Raw genomic sequence first — 24,562 nt, forward strand, 5'->3', positions numbered from 1 at the left:
GGGTGGGCCGACGCGGTTCGCGAGTCGTTGCTACCCCGTCACGGCACCGCCGGATCCTTACCGAAGCCCAATCCGATGTCGGCGGTGTTGCGTTGGCCGGCAACCACATTGACCTGCACCGCGGCCGGCTCGTACATGCTGGCGACCACGGTGAACAGCCCTTCGGTCAGCCCCTCGATGCGGTAGCGGCCGTCGGAGTCGGTGGTCACCGAGGCGACGATCGTCTGATCGGGACCGATCGCCGACACCGTCGCACCCTCGAGCGGAGAGCCGTCGGTGGTGCGTACCGAACCCTGCATACCGCTGGTGGCGACCAGCAGGATGTCGACGGCTTCGGTGGTCCGGCCGGCGGAGTCGACCGTCACCAGTTGACTGGCCGGCTGATAGCCGGGTGCCGATGCGGTGACCGCGACGGTGTCGCCCGCCGAGAGTCCGGCGATCGTGAAGTACCCATCGGAATCCGCGTGTGCCTGTGTCACCACGGCGCCGGATTGGTCCGTGACGATCAGGTTGGCGGCGAGTGGGCGCGCGCCGTCGCGGACTCGTCCGCGCAGCACAGAGCCGCCGGCCAGGGTGAAGTCGCGGCGGAACACCGCGTCGCCGACGACCGATACCGTCATGGCCCTGGGCGAGCGGCCCGGCGCCGTGGCGATGACGGTGTATGTGCCGTCGGCGATGTCGTGCGCGGTGTAGGTGCCGTCGGCGTGCACCGCAGTGGTCCCCGCCTGGTGGCCGCGGGTGTCGGTGACGGTGATCGCGGCTGTCCCCAGGGGCGTGCCATCGTCGGCGGTGATCCGCCCGGCGATGCGCGGGCGGTCATCTCGTGATGCGACCTCACCTGTGGAGTCGAGTCGATGACGGGCACCGCTGATGGGTGCTTCGTCGACCGGCTTCGGCGTCTCCACCGCGACGGTGTCCTCGTCGACCGGCCGGGTCTCGTCGGCGCCCGCACCGGCACCGGCGCGACGGTGCTTGATCGGGATGAACAGAGTGATCGCCACACCGACGAAGGCGGCGATCGCACCGATCACGAAGCACCACTTGAATGCCGTGTGGCTCGGCACCTCGGCGGGTCCGTAGGCCACCGTGGAGCTGGTCAGCACCAGTGCCATGACGGCCGATGCACTGGTGGTGCCGACCGACCGCATCAGACCGTTGAGACCGACTGCGGCGCCGGCCTCGGTCATCGGCACCGCGCCCATGATGAGGGTCGGCATGGCGGCATAGCCGATGCCGACGCCCGCCGAGCAGATCACCGCCGCGACGGCCAGCTGCCATGGCGCATCCATCAGCATGGACGCCACGAGATAGCCGAGGCCGAGGACGGTCGCGCCGATCGCGAGAGTGAACTTGGCGCCGATGTTGTTGATCAGCGTGGCCGAGACGGGCGCGAACACCAGCATCATCAGACCGCCCGGTGCCATCCACAGGCCGGCGGCCAACAGGGTCTGTCCGAGGCCGCCCATCGCCTCGGGGATCTCGAGCAGCTGAGGCACGACGATCATCTGCGCCATCATTCCGAAACCGATGGCGATCGCCCCGATGTTGGTCAGCAGCACCGCCGGACGGGCCGTGGTCCGCAGATCGACCAGAGGCTCGGAGTGACGCAGCTCGAACATGCCCCAGACGAGCAGCACGGCGATCCCGCCGAACATCATGCCGAGCGTGGTGCCCGAGCTCCAGCCCCAGTCGTTGCCCTTGGAGACGGCGATCAACACGCCGGACAGGCCGATGGCCAGACCGACGGCGCCGACGACGTCGAAGCGTCCGCCTGAGGTGCCGTCCTCGACGTGGGGAACCAGCAACGTGACGAGCGCCGCGACGATGACGGCGAGTCCGGTCGACACCCAGAACAGGGCGTGCCAATCCCATTGCTGCGCCACCCACGCGGCCAGCGGCAGCCCGATCGCGCCGCCGACGCCCATGGTCGCGCTCATCGCGGAGACCGCCATCGACGTCAGGCGTGGTGGTGTCACCTCGCGCATGAGGCTGATGCCGAGGGGGATGAAGCCCATCGCGAGACCCTGGACGGCGCGTCCGACGATCATCGGGATGAGCTCCGAGCTCAGTGCGCACACCAGCGAGCCGGCAATCAGCAGGACAGCGCTGGCCAGGATGATGCGCTTCTTGCCGAACATGTCGCCGAGACGGCCGGAGATCGGCATCGCGATGGCAGCGGCCAGCAGCGTGGCGGTGACGACCCACGAGGCATTCGAGATCGACGTGTTCAGCAGAGTCGGGAGTTCCGGCTGGATCGGCACGATCAGCGTCTGCATGAGCGACGCGACCAGGCCGCCGAAACACAGCACGATGACGACCGCGATGGCGGCACCGGTGTGGTTGCCGTCGGTCAGTTCGGTGTCCACCGGCACGATTTCGGTCTCGTTCGTGGACGGTGTATCGCGCGTTGGCGTAGTGGTCATAAGGGACAACCCTCCTTCGAGATGTGTACCCTACATATGTATGGTGCACATGCCAACCCGAGAGTATGTTGTCCGTGGAAATCGGACGTGGGAGGACATGCGTATGCCCGATGTCGGCGACGATTCGTTCTGGGAGTCACCGGTCTACCGTGACCTGGCCGAAGAGCTGCTCCGGATGAGTAGGCGGCGCACCAACGTCTTCCCTGGGGCGCGACTGGAGACCTCGGCTTTCGGCATTCTCTGGACGTTGTCCGACGGCCGGGCCCGCACCCTGCGTGAACTCGGCGAAGAGCTCGACCTCGAACAGTCGACGGTGAACCGACAGGTGAACGCGGCCATCAAACACGGATACCTGGAGAGGTTCGAGGTCACAGGTCAACTGAGTCGGCTGATCCGTCCGACAGCGCTGGGCATCGAGGCCTTCGAGCACGACGGCAAGCTGCGTGCCGAACGACTGGTGCGAGTGTTCTCCGATCTCACACCGGGTGCGCCCGATGCGCTGCTGCACGAGTTGCGCTCCTTCAACGATGCCTACGAGCGGACCATTGCTCGTCAGCACCAGCAGGAGCACGCCGCTCGGTGAGACACCGGAGACGGTGACGCAACGTATGGTCGGCAACGGACTGGGTCGACCGCAACCGATAGAAGGACGGAAACTCGTGGCAAACCAACGGACCATCGTGATCACCGGGGCGAGTGACGGGATCGGCGCAGTCGCTGCGCGGGAACTCGCCGGACCTGATGTCGACCTCGTCGTCGTGGGCCGTTCGGCTGAGAAGACCAAGGCAGTGGCCGGCGAGACCGGTGCCACCCCGTTCGTCGCGGACTTCGCGAAGCTCGACGACGTCCGGCGTCTCGCCGACGAGATCCGGGAACGCGTGGGCACGATCGATGTGCTGCTCAACAATGCCGGCGGTACGTTCGACCCGAAGAAGCGGACCGCGGACGGTCACGAACCGAACTTCCAGATCAATCATCTGGGTGGGTTCCTGCTGACCAACCTGCTGCGCGACAAGCTCTCTGCCGACGGTGGTGCGCTGGTGGTGAACACCGCGAGTATCGGCAATCTCGCAGGCAAGGTCGATCTCGACGATCTGGATTTCCAGCGTCGGCGCGCGCTGGAATTGCGGTGCTACGGGACGAGCAAGCTGGAGAACATCCTGTTCACCCGAGGTATCGCCGAGCGCTGGAAGGATGACGGAATCATCTCCGCTGCAGTGCATCCCGGACCCGTGGCGTCCAGCTTCGGGCGGGACTCCTTCTTCGTGGGGCTGCTCTATCGCACGCCGCTGAAGAAGGTCGCCACCATCACACCCGAGAAGGGTGCCGAACCGTTGGTCGCGCTGGCGAACCGTGGCACCGATCCCACGATCAACGGCGTGTATTTCAGCCGCCACAAGGCCAATGGTCCGCAGAACTCCCAGGCGCACAAGCAGGAACTCATCGATGGGCTGTGGCAGGCGTCCGAGCGGCTGGTCGGGATCGCCTAGGCGCCACGCGCCCAACCGGTCTGGCCATGACGACCGTCAGATGGTGGCCACCAGAAGATCTTCGCCGCTCGACGGTCGCGGACAGTCGGTCCGGCCGGCGAGATAGCGTTCACCGAGCGATGACCCGGTCACCTGCCGAATGTTCGTGAGACCGGCATCACGGGCAAGCGTCGCGACTTCGGCAGGCGTGTAGAAGCTGACGAACGGTGTCCCGGATGCCTTGGCGCCCTCTTCGCTGGTCTTCAGGCCGGATCGGTCGGCGTCCTCGACCAGGTCGGTGGGCAACAGGTAGGTCATCACCAGCGTCGATCCGGGCGCGAGCCGTGCGGCCTGCCGCAGTGTCACGGCTGTTGCTTCCCTGGACAGGTAGTGGGAGACACCCGTGGACACCACGACCGCGGGTCGGCTCGGATCGAATCCGGCGCTCGCCAGCCTCGCCCACCAGCTCTCGCCATCCTCGAAATCGACTGGGACAAGGTGTAACCAGTCGGGTATCCCGTATCCGAGTTCGACGAGGCGCCTGCGTTTCCACGCCTGAGGGCCCGGCTGATCGACTTCGAAGACCTGCAGCCGTGCGCCTACGTCGGACCTGCGCTGGGCGAAGGTGTCCAGGCCGGCGCCCAGGATGACATATTGGCTCACGCCGCGGGCCTCCTGCTCGATCACCAGATCCTCGATGAATCGGGCCCGGTCCACGATGGCCACTCGGAATCCGCTGGTGGCCTCCGGATCCATGTCCGGACGATCACGCCAATCATCCTCGGGTGCCAGGAGTTTCAGTCCGACCTCATCCGACAGCACATGCGGCGGCGGATCCACCTGGACATGCATTGCACGCCACAGGGCCACGCGTTCGGCCGTGCTCTCCGGCGCCTCGACCTGTTCGGTCACGATGGTGATCTCCCGTCTGTTGTCGACAAATACCTCAACCGCCCCTTCGGAGTTCGGTGGGCGCCCACTCTGGCCACCTGCTGGCGCCGACCAGCACACCTGCGGTGAACTCCGCCACGATGGTGGGGGCCGGGCCGAGTGCGCTGTTGTAGACGGTCGATTCGTCGGCACGATGGATCGCCTCGACCGCGAGTGGCCACAGTCGATGGAAGCGGGCGCGGATCTTGTTCTCGGGAACGGAATGTCCGCCCGAGGCCGCTCGGTGGGCGACCCGAAGCACCGCGATGGATTCGGGCACGATCAGGACGTGGAGTACGACGAAGTATCCGGCGTCCTGTGCGCGGTCGATCAGGTCGAGTTTCGATTCGTGCGAGAAGACGGTCTCGGCGATGAACGAGCGCCCATCGGCGATCAGGCGGTCACGGGTGTCCGCGGCGATTCGGGCCGCGTCATACGAGCGTGCCTCGGCCTCGGCCGGCCAGCGTTGCCGTGCGATCGAGTCCGCGTTGACAAACACGCTCGACGGCAACAGCGGGGCGAGGGTGTACTCGACGAACGTCGACTTGCCCGAGCCGTTCGGGCCGATGACCAGATCGAGACGTCTCACTCGACGTCGAGCACGTGGGTCGTTCCGTCTGGTCGGTATTCGACGATGCGGCCGTCCTCGTCGAGTGAGACGGTCGTGACACCCCGTTCGGTGAGCTCGTGTCGGTAGTCGGCCGCTGCCAGACTCTCGCTCACCAGGGCCCGGACCTGGGCGTTGAACGCGCGGCCCTCGTCAGGTGTGAGGTCGGTGGTCGCCACCGTGCCTGCGAGTGCGTCCTGCACCCGCCGCAGCGACGCGGACTCGTGGGTGGTGAGTGCCCGGCCGACGCGCGCCCAGTACTCGAGTTGTTGGCGGCCGGTTCGCTGTTGTCGACGCCCTTCGGCGATCGCACTGTCGACGAGGTCGGCGTCGACGCGGGTGACCTTGTCCGCGGCTCTGGTCATGGCAAGCCCATCTGTGGCACGGTGCGAGCTGTAGCAGGGTGAAACCCAGTGTAGCAGGTTGCTACAGGCCGGTCAGGCGGGTGTTCGCCCGACGATGGCCGCCATCGAGTCCGCGGACTTCAGCCCGGTGCCGGTCAGGACGACGACCGTCGTGTCGCCGGGTCCGATGGTGCCGTCGGTCAGGAAGCGATCGAGCGCGGCCGCCGCGACCGCGCTCGTCGGTTCCGCGTAGAGGCCCCGTGCGGTCAGTGCCGCCACGGCCGCCCGGATCTCGGCGTCGGAGACGGCGACGGCCGACCCGCCCGAGTCGACCACTGCGGCAACTGCTTCGTCGAGTCGAATCGGCCGCGCGATGGATGCGCCCTCGGCAATCGTGGGCTCTCGGGGCCCATGGCTTTCCGGGTCGATGCCGTTGACTCCATCGGCGATGGTCGCCCAGTGCTCGGGCTGTCCGACGAGGAGTCGCGGGAGCCGGTCGATCTGCCCGGCTTCGAGCAGCTCGCGGAAGGCGATGTCGCAGCCGAGGATGTTGCTGCCGGCGCCGGCGACCAGCACCACGTTGTCGGGTGCGGTGAAGCCGAGTTGTTCCCACATCTCATAGGCGATGGTCTTGGTGCCCTGCAGGAAGAAGGGATGCCAGTTGTGGCTCGCGTACGGGATCGTCGTGGATTGCCGGATGGCCTCGTCGGAGACCTGGTCGCGAGTTCCGGGCACGAGCTCGATCTCCGCGCCAAAGGCGCGTGCCTGCAGTATCTTTGCCGGCGAGGTTGCCGCGGGGACGATGACCTTGGCGTGGATGCCGGCGGCGGCCGCATAGCAGGCCACGGCCGATCCGCCGTTGCCCGAGCTGTCCTCGAGGACGTGAAACACCCCCTGGCTGTGCAGGTGCGACATCATCACCGACACCCCTCGGTCCTTGAAACTCGAGGTGGGATTGAACCATTCGAGCTTGAACCGGATGTCGCCGTGACCCCACGGGAGGGAAACGAGTGGCGTCCAGCCCTCACCCAGACTGACCCGGACGCTGGGGTCGACGGGCAGAACTGCACGGTAACGCCACAGTGATCGCTCGGCGGCGTCGATCTCGTTCGGGGTCAGTCCGATGATCGGGCTCACCGTCAGCGGTGCGCCATCGTCGCCGCGCCATCGGCGGTCGGTGAGCGGATGCGTTGTACCCGAACGCTCCACCAACACGGCGTCGGCGAATGCCGGCGTCGTCATCCCGCGAAGTCCGTACTCCGGGTCAGCTCATCCCAATTCTCGATGTCGACGGCCAACGCGTCGAGCGAGCCGCGAACGGCCGCCGCCGCGTCGCTGCCGAGCGGCAGGAAGTACGGCGGATCGGCAGATTCGGCAACTGTGATGAGTGCGGCGGCCGCCTTGGTCGGGTCGCCCGGTTGGGTGCCGTGCACGGTGTCGTTCTCGATTCGCCGTTTGCCTGCGGTGTCGGCGTAGTCGGCAATGGCGTCGGCCGACTGGGTCAGTGATCGGCCGGCGAAATCGGTTCGGAAAGCTCCGGGTTCGACGACGATCGCTCGAATACCCAGCGGAGCAACCTCTCTGCGCAGTGACAAGGTCAACGCCTCGATTGCCGCCTTGACCGCCGAGTAGTACCCAGAGCCCGCCGGGGACATCCGGGCACCGATCGACGAGATGTTGATGATGGTGCCGGCGCGGCGCGCCCGCATTCCGGGCAGCACGGCTTTGACCGTTCGCGCCGTCCCGAACACATGAGTGTCGAACAGGCGCTGAACCGGCTCGTCTTCACCCTCCTCGACGGCGGCGCGATAGCCGTAGCCCGCGTTGTTGACGAGGACGTCGACGCCGCCGAAACGTTCGTCGGCAGCGCCGACCGCGGCCGTGACCTGTGAGCTGTCGGTGACGTCGAGGGCGACCGCCAGGGCGGTGTCCGGATGGCGGTCGACAAGATCCTGAACCTTCGCGACGTCGCGTGCGGTGACGACGGCGTTGTCGCCGTGCTCGAGCACGGCGTCGGCAAGTGCTCGCCCGAGGCCGGACGAGCAACCGGTGATGAGCCATGTGGTCATCGAGTTCCCCTTTCCTGCGATCTGATCTCCACTATCCCAACTGGTCTGCGGGACGCAGAAGGATCTCGTTGATGACGAGATGTCGAGGTCGGGTGAGGGCGAAGGTGATGATCTCGGCGACCTCTTCGGGCTTGACGGTCGCGGCGTCGTACATCTTCTGGACGCCTTCGCGCGTCCCCTCGTGGGTGATGTGGGTCGGCAATTCGGTGTCGACCACGCCCGGCTCGATCAGGGTGACCCGGACGTCGGGGAGCAGTTCCTGACGCAACGATTCCGACCAGCCGTTGATGCCCCATTTGGTCGCGGCGTACACGCCGTTACCGGAGCGTGCGGTACGTCCGGCGACCGAGGAGAGGTTGACGATGTCGCCGCCCCCGTCTTTGAGCTGGTCGAGGAACACCTCGGTGGTGGTGATCGCGCCCATCAGATTGACCTGGATCATGTTGCGGTAGTCGTCGCGCTGGTCGGCGGAGAACGGACCCAGCAACATGACGCCGGCGTTGTTGATCAACACATCGGCACCGCCGAGTTCGGCTTTCACGCGTTCTGCTGCGGCGACGAGCCCGTCGCGATCGGTGACATCGGCTTCGATGGCGATCGCACCGTCACCCAGCTCGTCGGCGAGGCTGGTGATGCGGTCGAGGCGACGCGCCAACAACGCAACTCGATATCCGGCGGGATACAGGGATCGCGCGGCGGCGGCGCCGATGCCCGACGACGCTCCGGTGATGACGGCGACTGGAGAACTGTGCTCGGAGGACGACACCGGTGCTTCCTTTCGAGAGGTTGGAGGAATGGGGCCTTCAGCGACGACGCGCGCTGGCGCTCAGCTCGTGAGCGCCGTAACTGTTGTCGTCGGGATTGATGGTGACGCCCGGAGCGACGATTTCATCGATCCGGTCCAGAACGTCTGTCGTGAGTGACACCGATGCCGCGGGCAAGTACGACGCGAGTTGTTCCATGGTGCGGGGGCCCACGATCGCACAGGTGACACCGGGATGATTGATGACAAAGGCGATGGCCATATCGATGAGTGTCAGTCCCGACTGCTCGGCGAGAAGGGCAAGTTCCTCGACGATCTCGAGCTTGCGCTGGTTCTCCGGACTCGACATGTCGAAACGAGCACTCGGTCGCGCACTCGATGTCGGACTTGATGCGGCGTCTTTGCGCCAGCGGCCGGACAGCCAACCGCCGGCGAGGGGGCTGTAGGTCAGTGTGCCCATCCGGTGCCGCTGAACCGTGGGGAGCACATCCTCTTCTATGCCGCGAACGAGGATCGAATACGGTGGCTGCTCAGTGACAAAGCGGGAGTACAGATTCTCCTTGGCCGCCCATTGCGCTTCGACGATCTGCGACGCCGCGAACGACGACGAGCCGATATAGCGAACCTTGCCCTGGCGGACCAGGTCGGTGAGCGCGCCGAGCGTCTCTTCGACGTCAGTATCGGCACTCGGTCGGTGGACCTGGTAGAGATCGAGATGGTCGGTACCGAGTCGCCTCAGCGAGTTCTCCACCGCCCGAATGATCCACCGCCGCGATCCGCCTGCGCTGTTCGGGTCGTCACCCATGGGCATGAAGAACTTCGTCGCGAGAAACACGTCGTCACGTCTGCCTCTGAGGGCCTCACCGACGACCTCCTCTGACTCGCCTCCCGAATACACATCGGCGGTGTCCACGATATTGATGCCGGAATCGAGTGCGGCGTGGATGATTCGGATGGAATCGGCCTTGTCTTGGTTTCCCCAGGGGCCGAACATCATTGCCCCCAGGCAAAGCGGACTGACCTGGACGCCGGTGCGCCCCAGCGGACGGTATTTCATCGTGCTCCTCGGGAATGAGAGTTGTGTTACGCATTCGGCTGGGTGATAGCTGAGCGATCGTCGCGACGTGCCGCGTCAGGCGAGGTACTCCTCCTCCGCGACATGTTCGAGCCACGTCGTGGTGGTCGCCGGATCGTCGGCATTGTCCAGCATCGCCAGGTGTTCCATGAAGGAGTCGGTGCTCGCGCCGTGCCAATGTTCCTCGCCGGGAGGGCAATACAGCGTCTGACCGGGGTAGGCTTCGACCTTGGCCCCGCCACGGGACTGCACCCACGCCACACCCTGGGTGATGTGCAGGGTCTGACCCCGGGCGTGCGAGTGCCAGGCGGTGCGAGCGCCCGGGGCGAAGCGCACCTTCGCTACGACCATCTGCTGACCGGACTCGCGCGGAAATGCGATGGGATCGAGCCAGACATCGCCGGTGAATTGTTCGGGCGGGTTCTTGGTGGTGGGTTTCCGTTGGTCGATATCCATGGTTGTCCTCACGCTTCGGGGATGGTCAGGCCGAACTTCTCACGCGTGATGACCTGCGGCTCCGGGCCACCACGTACGCCGGTGTCGAGTGCGTCGATGGAGGCGAGTTCGTCGTCGGTGAGCTCGAAGTCGAAGACATCGAAGTTCTCCGCGATCCGCGACGGTGTCACCGATTTCGGGATCACCTGCCGGCCCTGCTGGATGTGCCAGCGCAGCATCACTTGTGCGGTGGTCTTGTCATGGGTGGCGGCGATCTTCTGCAGTGTCGGGTCCTCGAGCGTTGAGCCGTGCGACCCGTCCCGGTAGAAGGTGATCCCGCCGATCGGCGACCACGCCTGCGACACGATGCCGTGCTCGGCATCGACATCGAGGAGGGCGGACTGCCGAAAGTAGGGGTGGACCTCGATCTGGTTGACCGCCGGGACCACCGATGTCGCGTCGAGAAGTCGTGCGAGGTGGTCGGGCATGAAGTTGCTGACGCCGATGGCCTTGACCTTTCCGTCGGCCAGCAGGCGTTCGAGCGCCTTGTATGCGTCGGTGGTGAGATCGAATTCGCCGGGGAGCGCCTGGTGCAGGATGAGGAGGTCGATCTGCTCGACGCCGAGTTTGCCCGCCGCCTTGTCGAAGGCGTGCAGCGTGGCGTCGTAGCCGTAGTCGGTGATCCAGATCTTGGTCTCGATGAAGAGCTCGGCACGGTCGATGCCGGACCGGCGGATCGCCTCGCCGACTCCGGATTCGTTGAGATATGCAGCAGCGGTGTCGATATGGCGATAGCCGGTGGACAGCGCCGTCTCCACGGCGGTCGCCGTCTCGTCGGGTGGTGTCTGGTACACCCCGAAACCCAAAGCCGGGATGTGGATTCCATTGTTGAGTTCGATCTGCGGTATGGCCATATCTTCACGCTACGCCGACGGCACCGCACGAAGGAGTGTTCGTCGTACCAGGTACTGCGAGTACCTCCCACCACGCGCGGTCTGCGCTTACCGTGGTGAGACACCCCACGGAAGGACAGTCGACGATGACGTGGACCGATGACGAACTCAACCGGATCAGCGACGCCGACGAATTGCAGGTGTCTTCGTATCGGTCGGATGGCACGCTGCGGCCGTTCGTCACGATTTGGGCGGTGCGCTCGGGCGACCACATCTTCATCCGCTCGGCATACGGGCGGGACAACGGCTGGTTCCGCCGCGCGCTTGCCGGTGGTCGCGGCCGGATCCGGGCGGGCGGCGTCGAGAAGGACGTGGCGTTCGAGGAACCGGATGATGACGTGCATCCGACCCTGGACGCCGCGTACCACCTCAAATACGACCGTTACGGCCCGAAGATCGTCGGTACGGTCGTCGCCCCGCACGGACCGGGCGAGACGTTTCGACTCGACCCGCAGGACTGACGGTCAGGGCCGCACGGCCACCTTGAGTGCCTCGCGGGCATCCATCGCGGTGTACGCCTTGGGAGTCTCGGCGAGTGACATGGTCCGGTCGAACACCTTGCCCGGCACGACGCTGCCGTCGAGCACCTGGGGGAGGAGCTGATCGATGTAGGCCCTCACCGGTGCGGGGCCGCCGGTGAGCGTGACGTTGGGGCCGAACAGCGAGCCGAAGCCGACCGGCGCGTCGTCGTACTGAGGGACGCCGACCCGGCTGATGACACCACCGGCACGGACCACGCCGACGGCCTGATCGTAGGCGGGACGATGTCCGACCGCCTCCAGGACGACCTGGCTGCCCAGACCGCCGGTCAGGTCGCGGACCTGCGCCATTCCCTCGTCGCCACGTGCTGCGACCACGTCGGTGGCGCCGAACTCTCGTCCGAGATCGGTGCGGGCCTGGTGACGGCCCATCAGGATGATCTGCTCGGCACCGAGTTGCCGCGCGGAGAGAACGGCCAGCAGGCCGACGGCTCCGTCGCCGATCACGGTGACCGAACTTCCGCTGGTGACGCCACCGCGCACGGCGGCATGCCAACCGGTGCCGTACACGTCGGAGAGGGTGAGCAGCGAGGCAAGCAAGCCGTCGTCGGAGTTCTCGTCCACCGGGGCCGTCACCAGGGTGCCGTCGGCGAGTGGGACCCGAACAGCTTCGGCCTGCGCTCCGCCAGTGCCGATGGTGTCGTCGCTCCAGAATCCGCCACGCAGGCACGACGTCTGCAGGCCTGCCCGGCAGAACTCGCAGGTGCCGCACGATACGACGAACGGTGAGATGACGAAGTCACCCACGCTGACGGTGGTGACCTCGGCGCCGATGGCCTCGACGACGCCGATGAACTCGTGGCCCATCGGCGAGCCGGCGGGGGTGTCGGGCATGGAGTGGTACGGGTGCAGGTCGCTGCCGCAGACGCAGGCGCGCACCACCCTGACCAGGGCATCGGTCGGAAGTCGAAGGGTCGGATCAGGGACGTCGATCACACGGACATCGCCTGCGCCGTACATGTAGGTCGCTTTCATGGCGTCCAGTCCACCGCGATTCCACGCGCCGGGGGAGTCACCATCGTTCCGGGTACTGTCAGTACCTCCCTGGCCTGCGGCATCCTGCCTACCCTGGAGCCCATGGGTACCACCGACCTGCGCACTCAGATCCGCGAGTTCTTGAGCTCGCGACGCGCGCGCATCACCCCCGACCAGGCGGGATTGCCCGCGTACGGCAGTAACCGTCGCGTCAAGGGTCTGCGTCGCGAGGAGGTCGCACTGCTCGCGGGGGTCTCGGTCGACTACTACGTGCGAATGGAGCGCGGCAGCCTCGCCGGGGCGTCGGACAGCGTGCTCGCCTCGCTCGCCGACGCCCTGCAGCTCGACGAAGCCGAACGTGATCATCTCTATGCACTTGCCCGGCAGTCGCAGACCGGTGCGGGGACGCGTCGTGCGCGGACTCCCGCCTCCACCGTTCGCCCGGCCATTCAGCAGGTACTCGACGCCATCTCCGACGCGCCGGCCTGGGTGCGCAACGGACGTCACGACATCGTCGCGATGAATCAACTTGCGCGGGCACTCTATTCGCCGGTGCTCGCCGATCCTCGACGGCCTGCGAACACCACCCGGTTCGTCTACCTGCATCCGGAGGAGGCCGAGGAGTTCTTCGTCGACTACGACAAGATCGCCAGGGATGCCGCCGCGATGCTCCGGCTCGAGGCGGGTCGGAACCCGAACGACAAGGCCCTCATCCAGCTCGTCGGTGAATTGTCCACGCGCAGTGAGCTGTTCCGCCAACGTTGGGCCTCCCAAGACGTCCGGTTCCATCGCAGCGGCCGTAAGCGGCTCCGCCACCCGGTGGTCGGTCAGCTCGACCTCGACTTCGAGGGGATGGAACTGCCCTCCGAGCCCGGGTTGTACCTGAACATCTACACCGCGGCCGCCGGCACGCCCACCGCCGACGGGCTGAAGCTGCTCGCATCGTGGGCGGCGAGTCAGGAACACATCGACACCGAAGATCGCGCCGTCACTCGAGGATGAGCGCCGGCTGGTGCCGCAGTACCGAATCCAGCGCCTCCTGGTTTCCGGATCGATCTGGACCCGTCAGGGGTCCGCGCCGTTCCGCGGAACGCCGGTGTTGTCGGTGGTCACCGATATGTTGAGGCAATTCGATTCAGCTCGACCTGTCGGGGGTTGTCATGGCCGTTGTCGTTCCCATGGATCCGTTTGTGCCCGAGGCGGAGCCCCGGTCGCCCAACATCTTTGACGTGACTCCGGTCGGCGAGTTGTCGGATGGTCAGTTGCGCGAGCGGGTGGTCGGGTATGCCGGACAGATGGCGGCGCTGACGGCGCGGTTCATGGGGTTGCTGGTGGAGTTCGACAATCGTCACGCGTGGAGTGGTGAGGGGGTGATGTCGTGTGCGCATTGGCTGTCGTGGCGGACGGGGTTGTCGTTGCGGACCGCGCAAGACCATCTGCGGATTGCTCACGCGTTGACCGAACTCCCGCTGATCTCACAGTCGTTCGCCGACGGGCGGGTCACGTATTCGAAGGTGCGGGCACTGACGCGGGTGGCCACCCCGGAGCGTGAGCAGGAATTGCTGAACGTGGCGCTGAGTGCGACCGCGGCACAGGTGGATGCGCTGGTGCGGTCGATGCGGCACATCGATCGCGGCGCCGAAGAACAGGAATCCGGTGTGATCGTGTCGTCGGGCCGATGGCGATGGAACGATGATGGCTCGCTGTCGGTGAACCTGCGGCTCAACCCCCTCGATGGTGCGAGGTTTCTGGCGGGTGCTGTGCGGGCCGAGTACGAGCGGACCCGCACCGAAGACGATCGTGACGTTCCGCGGAACGCGCTCGAACGCGACGAGACCGCCACCGCCGACGCCGAGGACCTCGGGCCTGCGGAGGTCAAACGCCGGCAGCGAGATCTGTGGCGCCATGTGCCCGCCGACATCGCCCCAGCGATGATCGCGATGGCCGACACCCTCCATGGCGTCGTCGACATCCCCGAGATCGCGCCCGGTGCGGAGATCCTCGTGCACACCCGCGGCCAGGACATCGCCGACGGCGATGGCGACCATGCCGATGATCATCTCGATGACGGGCCCGCGTTGTTCGACGTGGAGGTCGATGAAGCGCGCTGCGGGGCGGCGGTCCGCGAAGTACACACCACCCGCCGCGGCGCCGTTCTCAACTGGGGTCACAAACGTCGGACGCCGACCGCCGCATTGATCCGGATCGTGACCCAGCGTGACCGATGCTGCCGGCACCCGGCTTGTGGACGCACCCGCCACCTGCACGTCCATCACGTGCGGTCGTGGGCCGACGGCGGCCCCACCGAACCGGACAATCTGATCTTGTTGTGCGGCACCCACCATCGCGCATTACATCGCGGCGAGTTCACCATCACCGCGAAAGGTGGGCAACAGTTCACCTTTCACCGCCAGAGTGGATCGGTGATCGAACGCGCGCCCACCCTCGTTGCGCCCGCCGGCTGGACCCCCGACTCTCGCATCGCCGTCGGCGCCACCATGCCGGTCGGCGGTGGGCGCCTCGACGTCGGATACACCACCGAGGTCCTCTACGCGATCGGGGCGCTCAAAGCCATCGAGCGCACCACGCCGATCGCGGCGTGAGCGTTCCGCGGAACGCCGTGGGAAGTAGTACTAGAGCGTCCGACCGGACGGCCAGCGTTCGGTGATCAGTTCGGTCATCTCGTTCACCCAGGCGTCGTCGAGGGCGGCGTCGCGGCGGATGAGGATGCGGAAGATCGCGGTACCCGCGACGACCTCGGCGAGCATGGGCAACTGGTCGTCATCGCGGCGCTCCTGGCCGAATCGGGATTCGAAAGTGGCCAGATTGCCTGCCAGTCGGGTGATCATCATGCTGTGCACCTGGGGATCGGCAACGGTGTCGGCGATCAGGCCGGGCAACGCCATCCGAACTTCCGGGGTGTCGAACATCTCGCGGACTGTCTCGACCAATGCCCGGATGTCGGTGTGGATGTCGCCGGAACCATCCGACGCGGGGATCTCTTCGGCGGACAGCACCGCCTCGTGCACGAGTTGGGCCTTGCCGGCCCATCGCCGGTAGATGGCGGCCGTGGTGGTTCCGGCGCGCGCGGCGATCGCCGACAACGACAACGCGGAGTATCCGGTCTCGAGGATCAGCTCGCGGGTGGCCGTGATGATCGCGGCATCGATCCGGCCGTCGCGGGGCCGGCCGGGCGACGGTGCAGACCTCTTGCCTTCGCCGGATCTTTCTGCTGTCATGACCACAGCATAGTTCCAATACAGGATGCATCGTATTTATAGGGAGAGTCAGTGCAACTGAGCCCACTCGACGAGTACCCGATTCACCAGACACCGGCGCCGATCTCATGGCCGGCCACGTCCGATCGGAATTTCTACGATCGGTCGTACTTCAACGTGCTCGACCGCGACGGCCGGTTCATGGCGCTGACGGGAATCGGCTACTACCCGCGCCTGGGTGTCAAGGACGCCTACTTCGTCGTCCGGCGTGGCGACACGCAGACCGCGGTACACCTCAGCGACGCCATCGATGACGACCGTCTGCACCAGAACGTCAACGGCTACCGTCTCGATGTTGTCGAGCCACTGCAGGAGATGCATCTGACCTTGGCGGAGACCGAGGGCATCTCGGCGGATCTGACCTGGCGGGGGCTATTCCCGGCCGCTCTGGAGCGCCCGCACGAGATGTTGACCGAGCGACGGGTGACGTTGCAGGCGTGCCGCTTTGCGCAGGTCGGCACGTGGGAGGGCTGGATCGACGTCGACGGCGAGCGGTTGGCGGTCGACCATGACTCCAGCGTGGCCAGTCGCGACCGGTCCTGGGGTATCCGACCGATCGGTGAAGCAGAACCATCGGGCCGGCCCGACGCCGCGTTCCGTGGCATGTGGTGGATCTATCTGCCGCTGGCCTTCGGCGACTACCAACTGTTCTTGATCCTGCAAGAGGATCCCGATGGCCACCGGAGTCTCTACGACTGCACACGCCGCTGGCGCGACGGCAGAATCGAACAGCTCGACGGAGTGCGCGTCACCATCCACTACACGCCCGGAACAAGGATTCCCCATGGTGCCCATGTCGAGTTCATGAACCGTGCGGGGGATCGGCTTCGACTCGACGTCGAGTCGAAGCTGTTCGCGCCCATCGCATTCGGGTCAGGATACGGCGGTGACTCGTCATGGGCACACGGCACGTGGAAGGAAGGGCCGTTCGCCGAGCGTGTCAGCTTCGACCTGACGGATCCGGACGTGATGGCGCGAGCGCCGTTCAGCCTCATCGACCACGTGGCCACAGCTGTGTGTATCGAGGCCGACGGTAGTTCCTGTGAGGGTGCAGGCTTGTTCGAGCACGGTGTCATCGGCCCGCACCATCCGTCGGGATTCTTCGACTGGACAGACGTGGCGGATCAGGGGCAGCGGCCGTGAAGATCATGACAGCGCTGTTCGATCCCACCGATGCAGTCAACCGCGCAGAGGTCCTCAAAGAGGCCGGGGCGTCCGGTGTGTTCACGTTCGAAGGCCCGCACGACGTCTTCACGCCGCTGGTGTCGGCATCGGCGGTCAAGGGCCTCGACGTGATGTCCAACGTCGCGATCGCATTCCCCCGCAACCCCATCCAGCTCGCACACCAGGCCAACGACCTGCAGCTGCTGTCCGAGGGGCGTTTCATCCTGGGGCTGGGCACGCAGGTGCGCGCACAGATCGAGAAGCGCTACGGCGTCGAGTTCGACCACCCGGTCGCCAGGATGAAGGAGATGGTCGGGGCACTGCGTGCGATCTTCGCGACGTGGAACGACGGTGCACGCCTGGACTTCCGAGGCGAGTACTACCGACACACCCTGATGACGCCGACCTTTGTGCCCGGACCCAACCCCTACGGTCCGCCGCCGATCTATCTCGGTGCGCTGGGCCCGCGGATGACCACGGCCACCGCGGAGGTGGCCGACGGTCTGCTGGTGATGCCGTTCGGGACGAAGCGATTCCTGCACGAGGCGACGATGCCGGGAGTCCGTGACGGGCTCGCTGCCGCCGGTCGGAGCGAGGACGACTTCGAAGTGGTTCCCGAGATCATCGTGTCGGTCGGCGACGACCATGCCTCGACCCGGATGCTGTTGGCGTTCTACGGCTCCACCCCCGCATACCGGCCGGTGCTCGACGCCCACGGCTGGGGCGACCTGCAGCCGGAACTCAACACGATGTCCAAGCAGGGTCGCTGGCAGGAGATGGCCACATTGATCGACGACGAGATACTGCACACCATTGCCGCGTGCGGTACCCCGGCGCAGGTGGCCGCGCACATACGTGACCGGGTCGACGGTGTGTCGGAGCGGATCTGCCTGTACCAGCCGGGCCCGATCGCCGTCGACGCACTCGCCGAGATCGTGGACGCGTTGCGGTGATCGACATGGCGCCGACAACGATCGACATCGACGACATCACCGACGACCGCTTCGGCGGCAAGGCAGCCGGACTCGCGGAACTGCGGCGTATCGGGCTGTCGGTGCCCGGCGGATTCGTCATCGCCGACGCTTCCGCACCGGGCTCCCTCGACGAGGTGACCGAACGCTTCGCCCGGATGTCGGCAGCCGGAACGGCTCCCGTCGCAGTCCGGTCCTCGGCGGTCGGGGAGGACGGTGACGACCAGTCCTTCGCCGGGCAGTACGACACGGTGCTGGGCGTCGAGTCCGTCGACGACTTCGCCGTGGCGGTGCGCACGTGTGCCGCCTCCGTGCATTCCCGACGGGCCTCGTCCTACCGCGGACAGCCTGGCGCCACCATGCATCTGGTGGTCCAGCAGATGGTCGACGCTCGCGCTGCCGGGGTGGTGTTCACCGCGGACCCGACGACCGGCCGGCGCGATCTCATGGTGATCGACGCCGTCGCAGGCCTCGGCGAAGCGCTCGTCGACGGTACGGCCTCGCCCGACCACATCGTCCTGGACGCAGCCGGCGCACCGGTCATCAGCGAGACGGGTACATTGCCGGTCGTGTCCCCGGACGAGATCGCGGAGATCCGTGCCGATTCCCTACGCGCTGCTCAGCATTGGGGCAGGCCGATGGATCTCGAATGGGCGATCGACCGATCCGGGAAGCTGTGGTGGCTGCAGGCGCGGCCGATCACCACTCTGGCCGCCGATCTCAACGAGATGGACTCGCCGCTTGCAGGTGCCGATCACGTGTACACGCGCTGCAACATCGGCGAGATGATGCCGGGCGCATTCTGTCCGCTGACCGCGTCGGTGTCCGGCTACGCCATCGACTACGCGATGCAGGCCATCCAAGTGGTCGCGCGGGCACAGGAGAGCTACGAGCGGCCGTGGCTCCAGGTCGGTTACTTCTACGGGCACATGTTCCTCAACCTGACCGAGGGTACGGCGCTGAGTTCCGGTATCTTGGGCAACTCCCTGGAACAGTTCTCCACGTCGATCTGCGGCCGGGTGATCGACGAGCTGAAACCCAAGCCGCCGCAACCGATCACCCGCAAGCTCGTCAACACGATCCGGCTCAGCACGCACGCACTGTCTGCCGGGCCGGCGATCCGCCGCATGGACGAGCAGATCGCCGCTTTCCGCATACCGGCAGGCGACGACCCACGAGTTGTCCTGCAGCAGCTGGAATCCGGCGTCGAGGAGTACTGCGACATCACCCTGACGCATGTGCGGTCGTCATCCCGCGCAGCGGTCGCGGCGAATGTTCTCGAAAGCGTGCTGATGCGGCAGGCGATCAAGGACGGACGTGGCGAAGACGATGGCCGGGCCGAGGCGAGTCGGCTCATGGCCGGTGCCACCGACGTCGAGAGCGCGCTCATGCTCTCCGAACTCGACGCGGTGGTGCACACTATCGCCGCCGATGCCGCGGCCACCGAGAAGTTCCTGTCGGCCTCACCTGAGGACGCGGTCACCGAGTTGCGCGCCGCTGATGGCGCGGGCGGTATCGCGTTGCGGCAGTTCTTGGGTCGTCACGGACATCGCGGCTACCGCGAGCTGTGCATGCGTGACCCCTCCTGGGCCGAAGACCCTGGCGGTCTGGGTGCGATGATGCAGGTCATGGTGCGGTCAGCACTCGATCCGGTCGACACTGCGCGCAGCAGCGCCGAGCAGGCGGTACCCCGGTCATCGACTGTCCGACTTCTCGCCCGGTGGGCGCAGAGTGGCGCTCGAGGGCGTGAGCACACGAAATCGAAGATGGCGCTGATGGCACATCGCCTCAAGCTGGGTTACCGCCACCTGGGTGAGGTGCTGGCCGGGTCGGGACGGCTGCCCGACGCCGATCTGGTCTTCTTCTTCGACCGTACGGAACTGCACCGCGTGGTCGGTGGCGACGATGTCGTCGGGCTCGTGCGGGACGCTGTGAAACGTCGAGAGGCGCTGGCATTCCAGGACTCCCTCGAGTTCGACGACGTCTCGGTTGGGCGGCCGTCCCCGCTCGTCACACCGCCACAGCGAGGTGACACCGGGGATGCGATCGTCGGTCGGGCCGCCGGCCGGGGAACGGTTGAGGGAGTGGTGCGCGTCGCGAAGTCGATTGTCGATGCGCGTGAGCTGCAGAGCGGCGAGATCCTGGTCGCCCCGATCACCGACGTGGGGTGGACGCCGTACTTCACCGTGATCGCCGCGCTGGTCACCGATATCGGCAGTTCGGTGTCACACGGCGCTGTGGTGGCGCGCGAGTACGGGTTGCCCTGCGTCGTCAATACTCTGGTGGCCACTCAAGTGCTCGAGACCGGCGATCGGGTGCGGGTGGATGGGGATCGGGGTGTGGTCACGCGGCTGGGCGGGAACACGTCACCGTGACGGTGACGAGCCCGTCGACCGATCCTTGACATGGCGGTAGAAGGCCCGCATGTCGGGCCCGATCTCGGCGAGTTCGATGCAGGGAACCCCTGCCTGCCCGGCGTCGAGGTAGGCGAATCGCATCGCGCCACCCATGTCTCCGCTCTGGATCACCTCGACCCCGGAGCGTGCGGCATCGGATACTGCGTCGTCGAAATTCTGCGGCTCGAAACAGATGTGGTGGATGCCCGGACCCGCGGTGCGAAGGAACTCGGTGTAGATGCTCTCGCCGCGTCGCGGCTGGATCAACTCGAGCTGCATCTCGCCGATGTAGGACAGTGAGATGTGCGCGGTGAAGTCGGCAGGTCGGCCGCGAACGGTGCAGTTGTCGCCGAATTCGATGTCGGGCATCCGGGTCCATTCGCCTGCGCCGCACAGCTGCGACAGCAAGCGCTCGGTTGCCTCGATCTCCTCGACCACCCACGCTGTCTGGGTGATCGGGCCCCATGTCGATGCGGTCATGCCTCACCGTACCGTTCACGCTTGCCCACTTGGGCGGGCAGAATGGTCGTCATGATCCGCATGGCGACCATCGGTACCAGCACGATCACCCGCTCGTTCCTCGATGCCGCCGCCGCCGTGCCGATCGTCGCCGTGACGACGGCATACTCGCGGGATGCGGGCCGGGCGGCGGACTTCGCCGCCGAGACGGGACTCGAGTCGTCCGCGTCGGATCTCGATGCGCTCCTGTCGTCGCCTGACATCGATGCCGTGTACATCGCCTCGCCGAACGGTGCTCATGGCGAGCAGGTGCGGGGGGCGATCGATGCGGGCAAACACGTACTCGTGGAGAAGCCTGCGGTACCGACGAGCGCGGAGTTCGTCGATCTCGCCGGTGCCGCGACATCGGCCGGTGTGATCCTGCTCGAGGCGATGCGCAACTGCTATGACCCCGGGATGGCCGACCTCGCCGGACTCCTTCCGCAACTGGGCACCCTGCGACGTGCGTCGTTGGCGTACTGCCAGCGGTCGGCCCGCTACGACAAGGTGCTCGCGGGGGAGCGGGTCAACATCTTCGACCCGGCGATGGCGGGTGGCGCCCTGCTCGACCTCGGGGTCTACACGGTGGCGGCGATGGTTGCACTGTTCGGTGAGCCCGAGCGGGTTGTCGCGTGGTCGATCCCGATCCCCGGCGGCGCCGACGGTGCGGGCGCCGCGCTCGCCGTCTACGCGGGCGGATTCGTCGTCGATCTGTCGTACTCGAAGATCACCGCGTCGGATCGGGTCAACGAGATCCAGGGTGAACTCGGCACGCTCACCTTCGAGCATGTCGCGCAGCCGACGTCGGCGCGGGTGAGCCTGCTCGACGGCACCGTGAGTGACCACACCTTCGACGGGCGGTCGAACAACATGGTCCACGAGGTCCGCCGGTTTGCGGACCTCGTGGACACCGCGGGTGACACGTCGGCCGACCATGCGCGGACGCTGGCCACTCTGCGTGTCGTCGAACGGATTCAGTCGGCGGTCTGAGCGGGGCCTGCCGCGTCGCCCTGACCGTCGTCGTCCTCGGCCAGTCGTCGCGTGGACCGGCGGAACGCCCACACCACCACCACGAGTGCCAGTGCCAACAGCGGGAATCCCATGCCGATTCGCGATACCCCGAGCCAGCCGGTCGCGTCCGCGTCGTAGAGCTGGTCCTGCACGATGAACCGGGCGGTGAACAGCACGGTCAGCGTCAGCGTCGCGATGTCGTGGGCGCGGCGCACCGGACGATCCTGATGCCACCGATGCCTGTTGCCGTGCATGGCATTCCACAGGAGTCCGGTCACGGGCCGTCGGGCGATCAGGGAGGCGCCGGTGATGACGGCTCCGGCGAGACTCGCCCAGATGCCGATGAGGAAGTAGCCGTCGGCCGACCCTGTCGCGCCGGCCACGGCGCCCGCGGCGACCACTCCGAACACGCCACCGAGTGCGGCCATCAGCTGTTCGCCACGGACCACGCGCAGCACTGCGATCGCGATGGCGACGGCGATGGCCACACCGATCGTGATCGGCAGCGGCGCAATACTGTTGGCGATGACGAAAACAACGACGGGGATGGCCGTGTAGATCATCCCGGAGGTGCCGCCGAGTTGGTCGAGGAGCAGTTGGCCGGTGTCCGGCTTGTTGTCGTCGCGTCGTTTCTGATCGATCATGCTGTCCGTCCTCCCAGGTGGCGAGCGAGGAAGCGCTCGACGGTGCGGTAGAAGGTGATCTGGTTCTCGGGGTTGACGAATCCGTGCCCCTCGTCGTCGAAGACGAGGTAGTCGACGTCCACCCCACGGTCACGCAGGGCGGCGACGATGGTGTCGGATTCGGCCTGGACCACGCGGGCGTCGTTGGCGCCCTGGGCGATCATGAGTGGCCGGGTGATGTCGTCGACCCGGCTGATCGGGGAGCGTGCGCGCATGTCGGCGGCTTGGTCGTCGACGTCCGGATCGCCGACGTACCGGTACCAGCTGTTGACGATGCCGGAGCCGATGAACGCCGGCTGGGTCCGCATGAAGTTCTCCAGATCGGAGATACCGACGTAGTCGACGGCCGCGGCGAACACCTCGGGAGTGAAAGCCGCCCCGACCAGCGTGGCGTAGCCGCCGTAGCTCCCGCCCATGATCGCGACCCGGTCACGGTCGGCGTAGCCCTGCGTGACAGCCCAGTCGACGGCGTCGAGGAGGTCGTCGTGCATGGCGGCGGCGAACTCGCCGACGGCCGCGTCGGTGTGTGCCTTGCCGTATCCGGTCGAGCCACGAAAGTTGGTTTGCAGCACCGCATATCCGCGATTGGCGAGCATCTGCACCAGGGGCTGGTATCCCCACGAGTCGCGGTACCACGGGCCGCCGTGGACCAGCAGCACCATCGGGAGATCTCGTGGCTCCTCCCCGACGGGCAGTGTCAGATAGGAGGGCAGGGTGAGTCCGTCACGGGCGGTGACGGTCACCGCCGTCATCGGCGCCAACTTCTCCGGGTCCAGGTGCCCGAACGGCCGGAACAGTTCGCGACTCTCTCCGGTCGCATGGTCGTACAGCCATGTCACCCCGGGCTCACGATCGTGGGCGAAGCTGACGACCCAGCGTGTTCCGCTCTCGTCGGACGAGATCTCGCCGATGTCGCCGTCCGACAACGACTCCAACCGTTCCAGGATCTCGGCGAAGTGATCGTCGAGGGCGTGGATGACCTGCCGCTCACCGAGATAGCGTGCGCCGAGCAGTTCGCCGGTGGCGCGGTCGTGGATCAGCGGTGACGACATCTGCGCCACCGCACGACGGTCGGCATCCAGTTCGAGGGTGGGATGGTGGTCGACCTCGGTCTCGGCGCCGGTCGTCAGGTCGGCGTGGACCACGGCGGTGAGGTCGCGGTCGCGCTTGGAGCCGATCCACACGCCGGTGCCGTCGGGGGTGATGGTCGCCAGGGACACCCCGAGCGGATGATCGTCGCCGTCGAGCGTGATGACCGTGCGCAGGTCGCCCGTCGCCGGATCACGCCGCGCGAACTCGTAGTCGCCGTCGGCGGTGATCGAGGAGCAGAACAATTCGCCGTCGCGGCCCGGAATCCAGGCCGACCCCACCCCGGGGCTCTCGGCGACTATCGTCAGTTCGCCTGAGGAGACATCGATCTCGTACAGATCAAACTGTGCGCGGTCACGGGCGTTCAACAGGACCGTCATGATCCCGGCGCGCCCCCTCGCCCGCTCGAGGGCGAGGGCACGGGCACCCGGATACGGGGTGAGGTCGACGGCGGCGGCATCCGGATCGTCGAGATCGACACGGAAGACGTGCCAGTTCTCGTCGCCGCCGGAGTCCTGCAGGTAGAGCAACCAACGCGGGTCGTCGGTCCACTGGTAGCTGAGCACGCTGCGCGTGTCGTCGGCGGTGACGCACCGGGCGTCGGCCATGACACCGTTCTCGTCGGGGTCGAGGTCCTCGATCCACACATTGAGCCGATTACGCCACGGTGCGAGGAAGGCGATCCGCGTGCCATCCGGGGAGATGGTCGCGCCGGTCCGGCGCGGCGGTGCGAAGAAGTCGTCGATGCTGATCAGCCGGGGCAAGGTGTTCGTGTGCTGTTCCATGCCTTCGACACTGCCGGGCACGGGCCGCGGCCAGTAGTACGCGCAGTCATCGATCGTCGGTGACTTTCCGTGCCGACCCGTGATGACAAATGTCAGATCACCGAG

24 protein-coding genes and 1 pseudogene are annotated in these 24,562 nt (G+C 66.5%); 9 read left to right on the forward strand and 16 right to left on the reverse strand.

All coding sequences use genetic code 11. The features are described from left to right. Positions 1-38: 38 nt before the first annotated feature. Positions 39-905, reverse strand: a complete 867-nt coding sequence (locus IDF66_RS24180) for an MSCRAMM family protein (protein WP_387999188.1) — start codon at positions 903-905, stop codon at positions 39-41. A 36-nt stretch (positions 906-941) separates the two neighbouring features. After that, positions 942-2,423 (reverse strand): annotated as a pseudogene (locus IDF66_RS24185) (MFS transporter); the annotation flags it as partial. 103 nt (positions 2,424-2,526) lie between these two features. On the opposite strand from IDF66_RS24185, the gene IDF66_RS23455 reads away from it, so the two are divergent. Next, positions 2,527-3,006, forward strand: coding sequence for a MarR family winged helix-turn-helix transcriptional regulator (locus IDF66_RS23455; RefSeq protein WP_164311115.1), 480 nt, complete (start codon positions 2,527-2,529; stop codon positions 3,004-3,006). Between the two features lie 76 nt (positions 3,007-3,082). Next, positions 3,083-3,913, forward strand: coding sequence for an SDR family NAD(P)-dependent oxidoreductase (locus IDF66_RS23460; protein ID WP_190268847.1), 831 nt, complete (start codon positions 3,083-3,085; stop codon positions 3,911-3,913). A 36-nt stretch (positions 3,914-3,949) separates the two neighbouring features. Here the strand turns inward: IDF66_RS23460 and IDF66_RS23465 are convergent, their stop codons facing one another. From IDF66_RS23465 to IDF66_RS23505, 9 genes are all read right to left on the reverse strand, one after another. Next, the gene (locus IDF66_RS23465) at positions 3,950-4,804 is read right to left on the reverse strand and encodes a class I SAM-dependent methyltransferase (RefSeq protein ID WP_317628840.1); all 855 of its coding nucleotides are present in this window, start codon (positions 4,802-4,804) and stop codon (positions 3,950-3,952) included. Positions 4,805-4,838: 34 nt separating this feature from the next. Beyond that, positions 4,839-5,411 (reverse strand): AAA family ATPase, encoded by a 573-nt coding sequence (locus IDF66_RS23470; protein ID WP_190268848.1) that lies wholly within the window; start codon positions 5,409-5,411, stop codon positions 4,839-4,841. Further along, positions 5,408-5,794, reverse strand: a complete 387-nt coding sequence (locus tag IDF66_RS23475) for a TA system antitoxin ParD family protein (protein ID WP_164310593.1) — start codon at positions 5,792-5,794, stop codon at positions 5,408-5,410. Before IDF66_RS23475 ends, IDF66_RS23470 begins: the two co-directional genes overlap by 4 nt. 72 nt (positions 5,795-5,866) lie before the next feature. Further along, positions 5,867-7,015, reverse strand: coding sequence for a threonine synthase (locus IDF66_RS23480; protein WP_190268849.1), 1,149 nt, complete (start codon positions 7,013-7,015; stop codon positions 5,867-5,869). Next, positions 7,012-7,842: an oxidoreductase gene (locus IDF66_RS23485; RefSeq protein ID WP_190268850.1), complete on the reverse strand. Its 831-nt coding sequence runs from the start codon at positions 7,840-7,842 to the stop codon at positions 7,012-7,014. Before IDF66_RS23485 ends, IDF66_RS23480 begins: the two co-directional genes overlap by 4 nt. A 31-nt stretch (positions 7,843-7,873) precedes the next feature. After that, on the reverse strand, positions 7,874-8,608 hold the full coding sequence (locus IDF66_RS23490; protein WP_190268851.1) for an SDR family oxidoreductase: 735 nt from the start codon (positions 8,606-8,608) through the stop codon (positions 7,874-7,876). A 37-nt stretch (positions 8,609-8,645) separates the two neighbouring features. Beyond that, positions 8,646-9,662: an aldo/keto reductase gene (locus IDF66_RS23495; RefSeq protein WP_190268852.1), complete on the reverse strand. Its 1,017-nt coding sequence runs from the start codon at positions 9,660-9,662 to the stop codon at positions 8,646-8,648. A 75-nt stretch (positions 9,663-9,737) separates the two neighbouring features. Next, complete coding sequence (locus tag IDF66_RS23500; RefSeq protein ID WP_190268853.1) at positions 9,738-10,136, reverse strand: (R)-mandelonitrile lyase; 399 nt, start codon at positions 10,134-10,136, stop codon at positions 9,738-9,740. A gap of 8 nt (positions 10,137-10,144) precedes the next feature. Next, on the reverse strand, positions 10,145-11,029 hold the full coding sequence (locus tag IDF66_RS23505) for an aldo/keto reductase (protein WP_190268854.1): 885 nt from the start codon (positions 11,027-11,029) through the stop codon (positions 10,145-10,147). A 125-nt stretch (positions 11,030-11,154) separates the two neighbouring features. Between IDF66_RS23505 and IDF66_RS23510 the strand changes: the two genes are divergently transcribed. Further along, positions 11,155-11,529, forward strand: a complete 375-nt coding sequence (locus IDF66_RS23510; protein ID WP_164310600.1) for a DUF2255 family protein — start codon at positions 11,155-11,157, stop codon at positions 11,527-11,529. 3 nt (positions 11,530-11,532) lie between these two features. Here IDF66_RS23510 and IDF66_RS23515 read toward each other — a convergent pair whose 3' ends face one another. Next, positions 11,533-12,582 carry an alcohol dehydrogenase catalytic domain-containing protein gene (locus IDF66_RS23515; protein WP_190268855.1) on the reverse strand — a complete coding sequence of 350 codons (1,050 nt, stop codon included), beginning with the start codon at positions 12,580-12,582 and terminating at the stop codon, positions 11,533-11,535. Positions 12,583-12,684: 102 nt separating this feature from the next. Here IDF66_RS23515 and IDF66_RS23520 point away from each other — a divergent pair, with 102 nt between their 5' ends. Together IDF66_RS23520 and IDF66_RS23525 are read left to right on the forward strand one after the other, a co-directional pair. Further along, positions 12,685-13,584, forward strand: a complete 900-nt coding sequence (locus IDF66_RS23520) for a helix-turn-helix transcriptional regulator (protein WP_190268856.1) — start codon at positions 12,685-12,687, stop codon at positions 13,582-13,584. Between the two features lie 218 nt (positions 13,585-13,802). Further along, positions 13,803-15,185: an HNH endonuclease signature motif containing protein gene (locus IDF66_RS23525; protein WP_387999183.1), complete on the forward strand. Its 1,383-nt coding sequence runs from the start codon at positions 13,803-13,805 to the stop codon at positions 15,183-15,185. A 30-nt stretch (positions 15,186-15,215) separates the two neighbouring features. On the opposite strand, the gene IDF66_RS23530 is transcribed toward IDF66_RS23525, so the two are convergent. Then, entirely contained in the window at positions 15,216-15,821 is a 606-nt protein-coding gene (locus IDF66_RS23530) for a TetR-like C-terminal domain-containing protein (protein ID WP_190268857.1), read from the reverse strand. Positions 15,822-15,872: 51 nt separating this feature from the next. Between IDF66_RS23530 and IDF66_RS23535 the strand changes: the two genes are divergently transcribed. Genes IDF66_RS23535 through IDF66_RS23545 form a run of 3 tightly spaced genes read left to right on the forward strand, consistent with a single transcriptional unit; the run spans position 15,873 to position 20,370 of the window. Beyond that, positions 15,873-17,003 carry a hypothetical protein gene (locus IDF66_RS23535; protein WP_190268858.1) on the forward strand — a complete coding sequence of 377 codons (1,131 nt, stop codon included), beginning with the start codon at positions 15,873-15,875 and terminating at the stop codon, positions 17,001-17,003. Then, positions 17,000-17,977, forward strand: a complete 978-nt coding sequence (locus tag IDF66_RS23540) for a TIGR03617 family F420-dependent LLM class oxidoreductase (protein ID WP_190268859.1) — start codon at positions 17,000-17,002, stop codon at positions 17,975-17,977. Before IDF66_RS23535 ends, IDF66_RS23540 begins: the two co-directional genes overlap by 4 nt. Positions 17,978-17,982: 5 nt before the next feature. Beyond that, on the forward strand, positions 17,983-20,370 hold the full coding sequence (locus IDF66_RS23545; protein WP_190268860.1) for a PEP/pyruvate-binding domain-containing protein: 2,388 nt from the start codon (positions 17,983-17,985) through the stop codon (positions 20,368-20,370). Here the strand turns inward: IDF66_RS23545 and IDF66_RS23550 are convergent. Next, positions 20,362-20,871 carry a VOC family protein gene (locus tag IDF66_RS23550; RefSeq protein WP_190268861.1) on the reverse strand — a complete coding sequence of 170 codons (510 nt, stop codon included), beginning with the start codon at positions 20,869-20,871 and terminating at the stop codon, positions 20,362-20,364. The two genes, IDF66_RS23545 and IDF66_RS23550, sit on opposite strands and share 9 nt — an antisense overlap. A 51-nt stretch (positions 20,872-20,922) precedes the next feature. Here IDF66_RS23550 and IDF66_RS23555 point away from each other — a divergent pair, with 51 nt between their 5' ends. After that, positions 20,923-21,879: a Gfo/Idh/MocA family protein gene (locus IDF66_RS23555; protein WP_190268862.1), complete on the forward strand. Its 957-nt coding sequence runs from the start codon at positions 20,923-20,925 to the stop codon at positions 21,877-21,879. On the opposite strand, the gene IDF66_RS23560 is transcribed toward IDF66_RS23555, so the two are convergent. Together IDF66_RS23560 and IDF66_RS23565 are read right to left on the reverse strand one after the other, a co-directional pair. Continuing rightward, on the reverse strand, positions 21,864-22,544 hold the full coding sequence (locus tag IDF66_RS23560; protein ID WP_190268863.1) for a DUF3159 domain-containing protein: 681 nt from the start codon (positions 22,542-22,544) through the stop codon (positions 21,864-21,866). The two genes, IDF66_RS23555 and IDF66_RS23560, sit on opposite strands and share 16 nt — an antisense overlap. Next, positions 22,541-24,457 (reverse strand): S9 family peptidase, encoded by a 1,917-nt coding sequence (locus IDF66_RS23565; RefSeq protein ID WP_190268864.1) that lies wholly within the window; start codon positions 24,455-24,457, stop codon positions 22,541-22,543. The genes IDF66_RS23560 and IDF66_RS23565 overlap by 4 nt, the downstream gene beginning before the upstream one ends. Between the last annotated feature and the right edge of the window lie 105 nt (positions 24,458-24,562).

It is taken from the genome of Gordonia hankookensis, from assembly GCF_014673215.1.
GTDB classification, from domain to species: Bacteria; Actinomycetota; Actinomycetes; order Mycobacteriales; family Mycobacteriaceae; genus Gordonia; species Gordonia hankookensis.

What these genes read in the sequence shown, in the direction of transcription:
- IDF66_RS23475 (WP_164310593.1), bottom strand. Translation starts at nt 5,794, where the DNA reads ATGACCAGAGCCGCGGACAAGGTCACCCGCGTCGACGCCGACCTCGTC.
- IDF66_RS23495 (WP_190268852.1), bottom strand. Translation starts at nt 9,662, where the DNA reads ATGAAATACCGTCCGCTGGGGCGCACCGGCGTCCAGGTCAGTCCGCTT.
- IDF66_RS23500 (WP_190268853.1), bottom strand. Translation starts at nt 10,136, where the DNA reads ATGGATATCGACCAACGGAAACCCACCACCAAGAACCCGCCCGAACAA.
- IDF66_RS23555 (WP_190268862.1), top strand. Translation starts at nt 20,923, where the DNA reads ATGATCCGCATGGCGACCATCGGTACCAGCACGATCACCCGCTCGTTC.
- IDF66_RS23545 (WP_190268860.1), top strand. Translation starts at nt 17,983, where the DNA reads ATGGCGCCGACAACGATCGACATCGACGACATCACCGACGACCGCTTC.
- IDF66_RS23455 (WP_164311115.1), top strand. Translation starts at nt 2,527, where the DNA reads ATGCCCGATGTCGGCGACGATTCGTTCTGGGAGTCACCGGTCTACCGT.
- IDF66_RS23480 (WP_190268849.1), bottom strand. Translation starts at nt 7,015, where the DNA reads ATGACGACGCCGGCATTCGCCGACGCCGTGTTGGTGGAGCGTTCGGGT.
- IDF66_RS23560 (WP_190268863.1), bottom strand. Translation starts at nt 22,544, where the DNA reads ATGATCGATCAGAAACGACGCGACGACAACAAGCCGGACACCGGCCAA.
- IDF66_RS23565 (WP_190268864.1), bottom strand. Translation starts at nt 24,457, where the DNA reads ATGGAACAGCACACGAACACCTTGCCCCGGCTGATCAGCATCGACGAC.
- IDF66_RS23485 (WP_190268850.1), bottom strand. Translation starts at nt 7,842, where the DNA reads ATGACCACATGGCTCATCACCGGTTGCTCGTCCGGCCTCGGGCGAGCA.
- IDF66_RS23510 (WP_164310600.1), top strand. Translation starts at nt 11,155, where the DNA reads ATGACGTGGACCGATGACGAACTCAACCGGATCAGCGACGCCGACGAA.
- IDF66_RS23530 (WP_190268857.1), bottom strand. Translation starts at nt 15,821, where the DNA reads ATGACAGCAGAAAGATCCGGCGAAGGCAAGAGGTCTGCACCGTCGCCC.
- IDF66_RS23505 (WP_190268854.1), bottom strand. Translation starts at nt 11,029, where the DNA reads ATGGCCATACCGCAGATCGAACTCAACAATGGAATCCACATCCCGGCT.
- IDF66_RS23515 (WP_190268855.1), bottom strand. Translation starts at nt 12,582, where the DNA reads ATGAAAGCGACCTACATGTACGGCGCAGGCGATGTCCGTGTGATCGAC.
- IDF66_RS23520 (WP_190268856.1), top strand. Translation starts at nt 12,685, where the DNA reads ATGGGTACCACCGACCTGCGCACTCAGATCCGCGAGTTCTTGAGCTCG.
- IDF66_RS23550 (WP_190268861.1), bottom strand. Translation starts at nt 20,871, where the DNA reads ATGACCGCATCGACATGGGGCCCGATCACCCAGACAGCGTGGGTGGTC.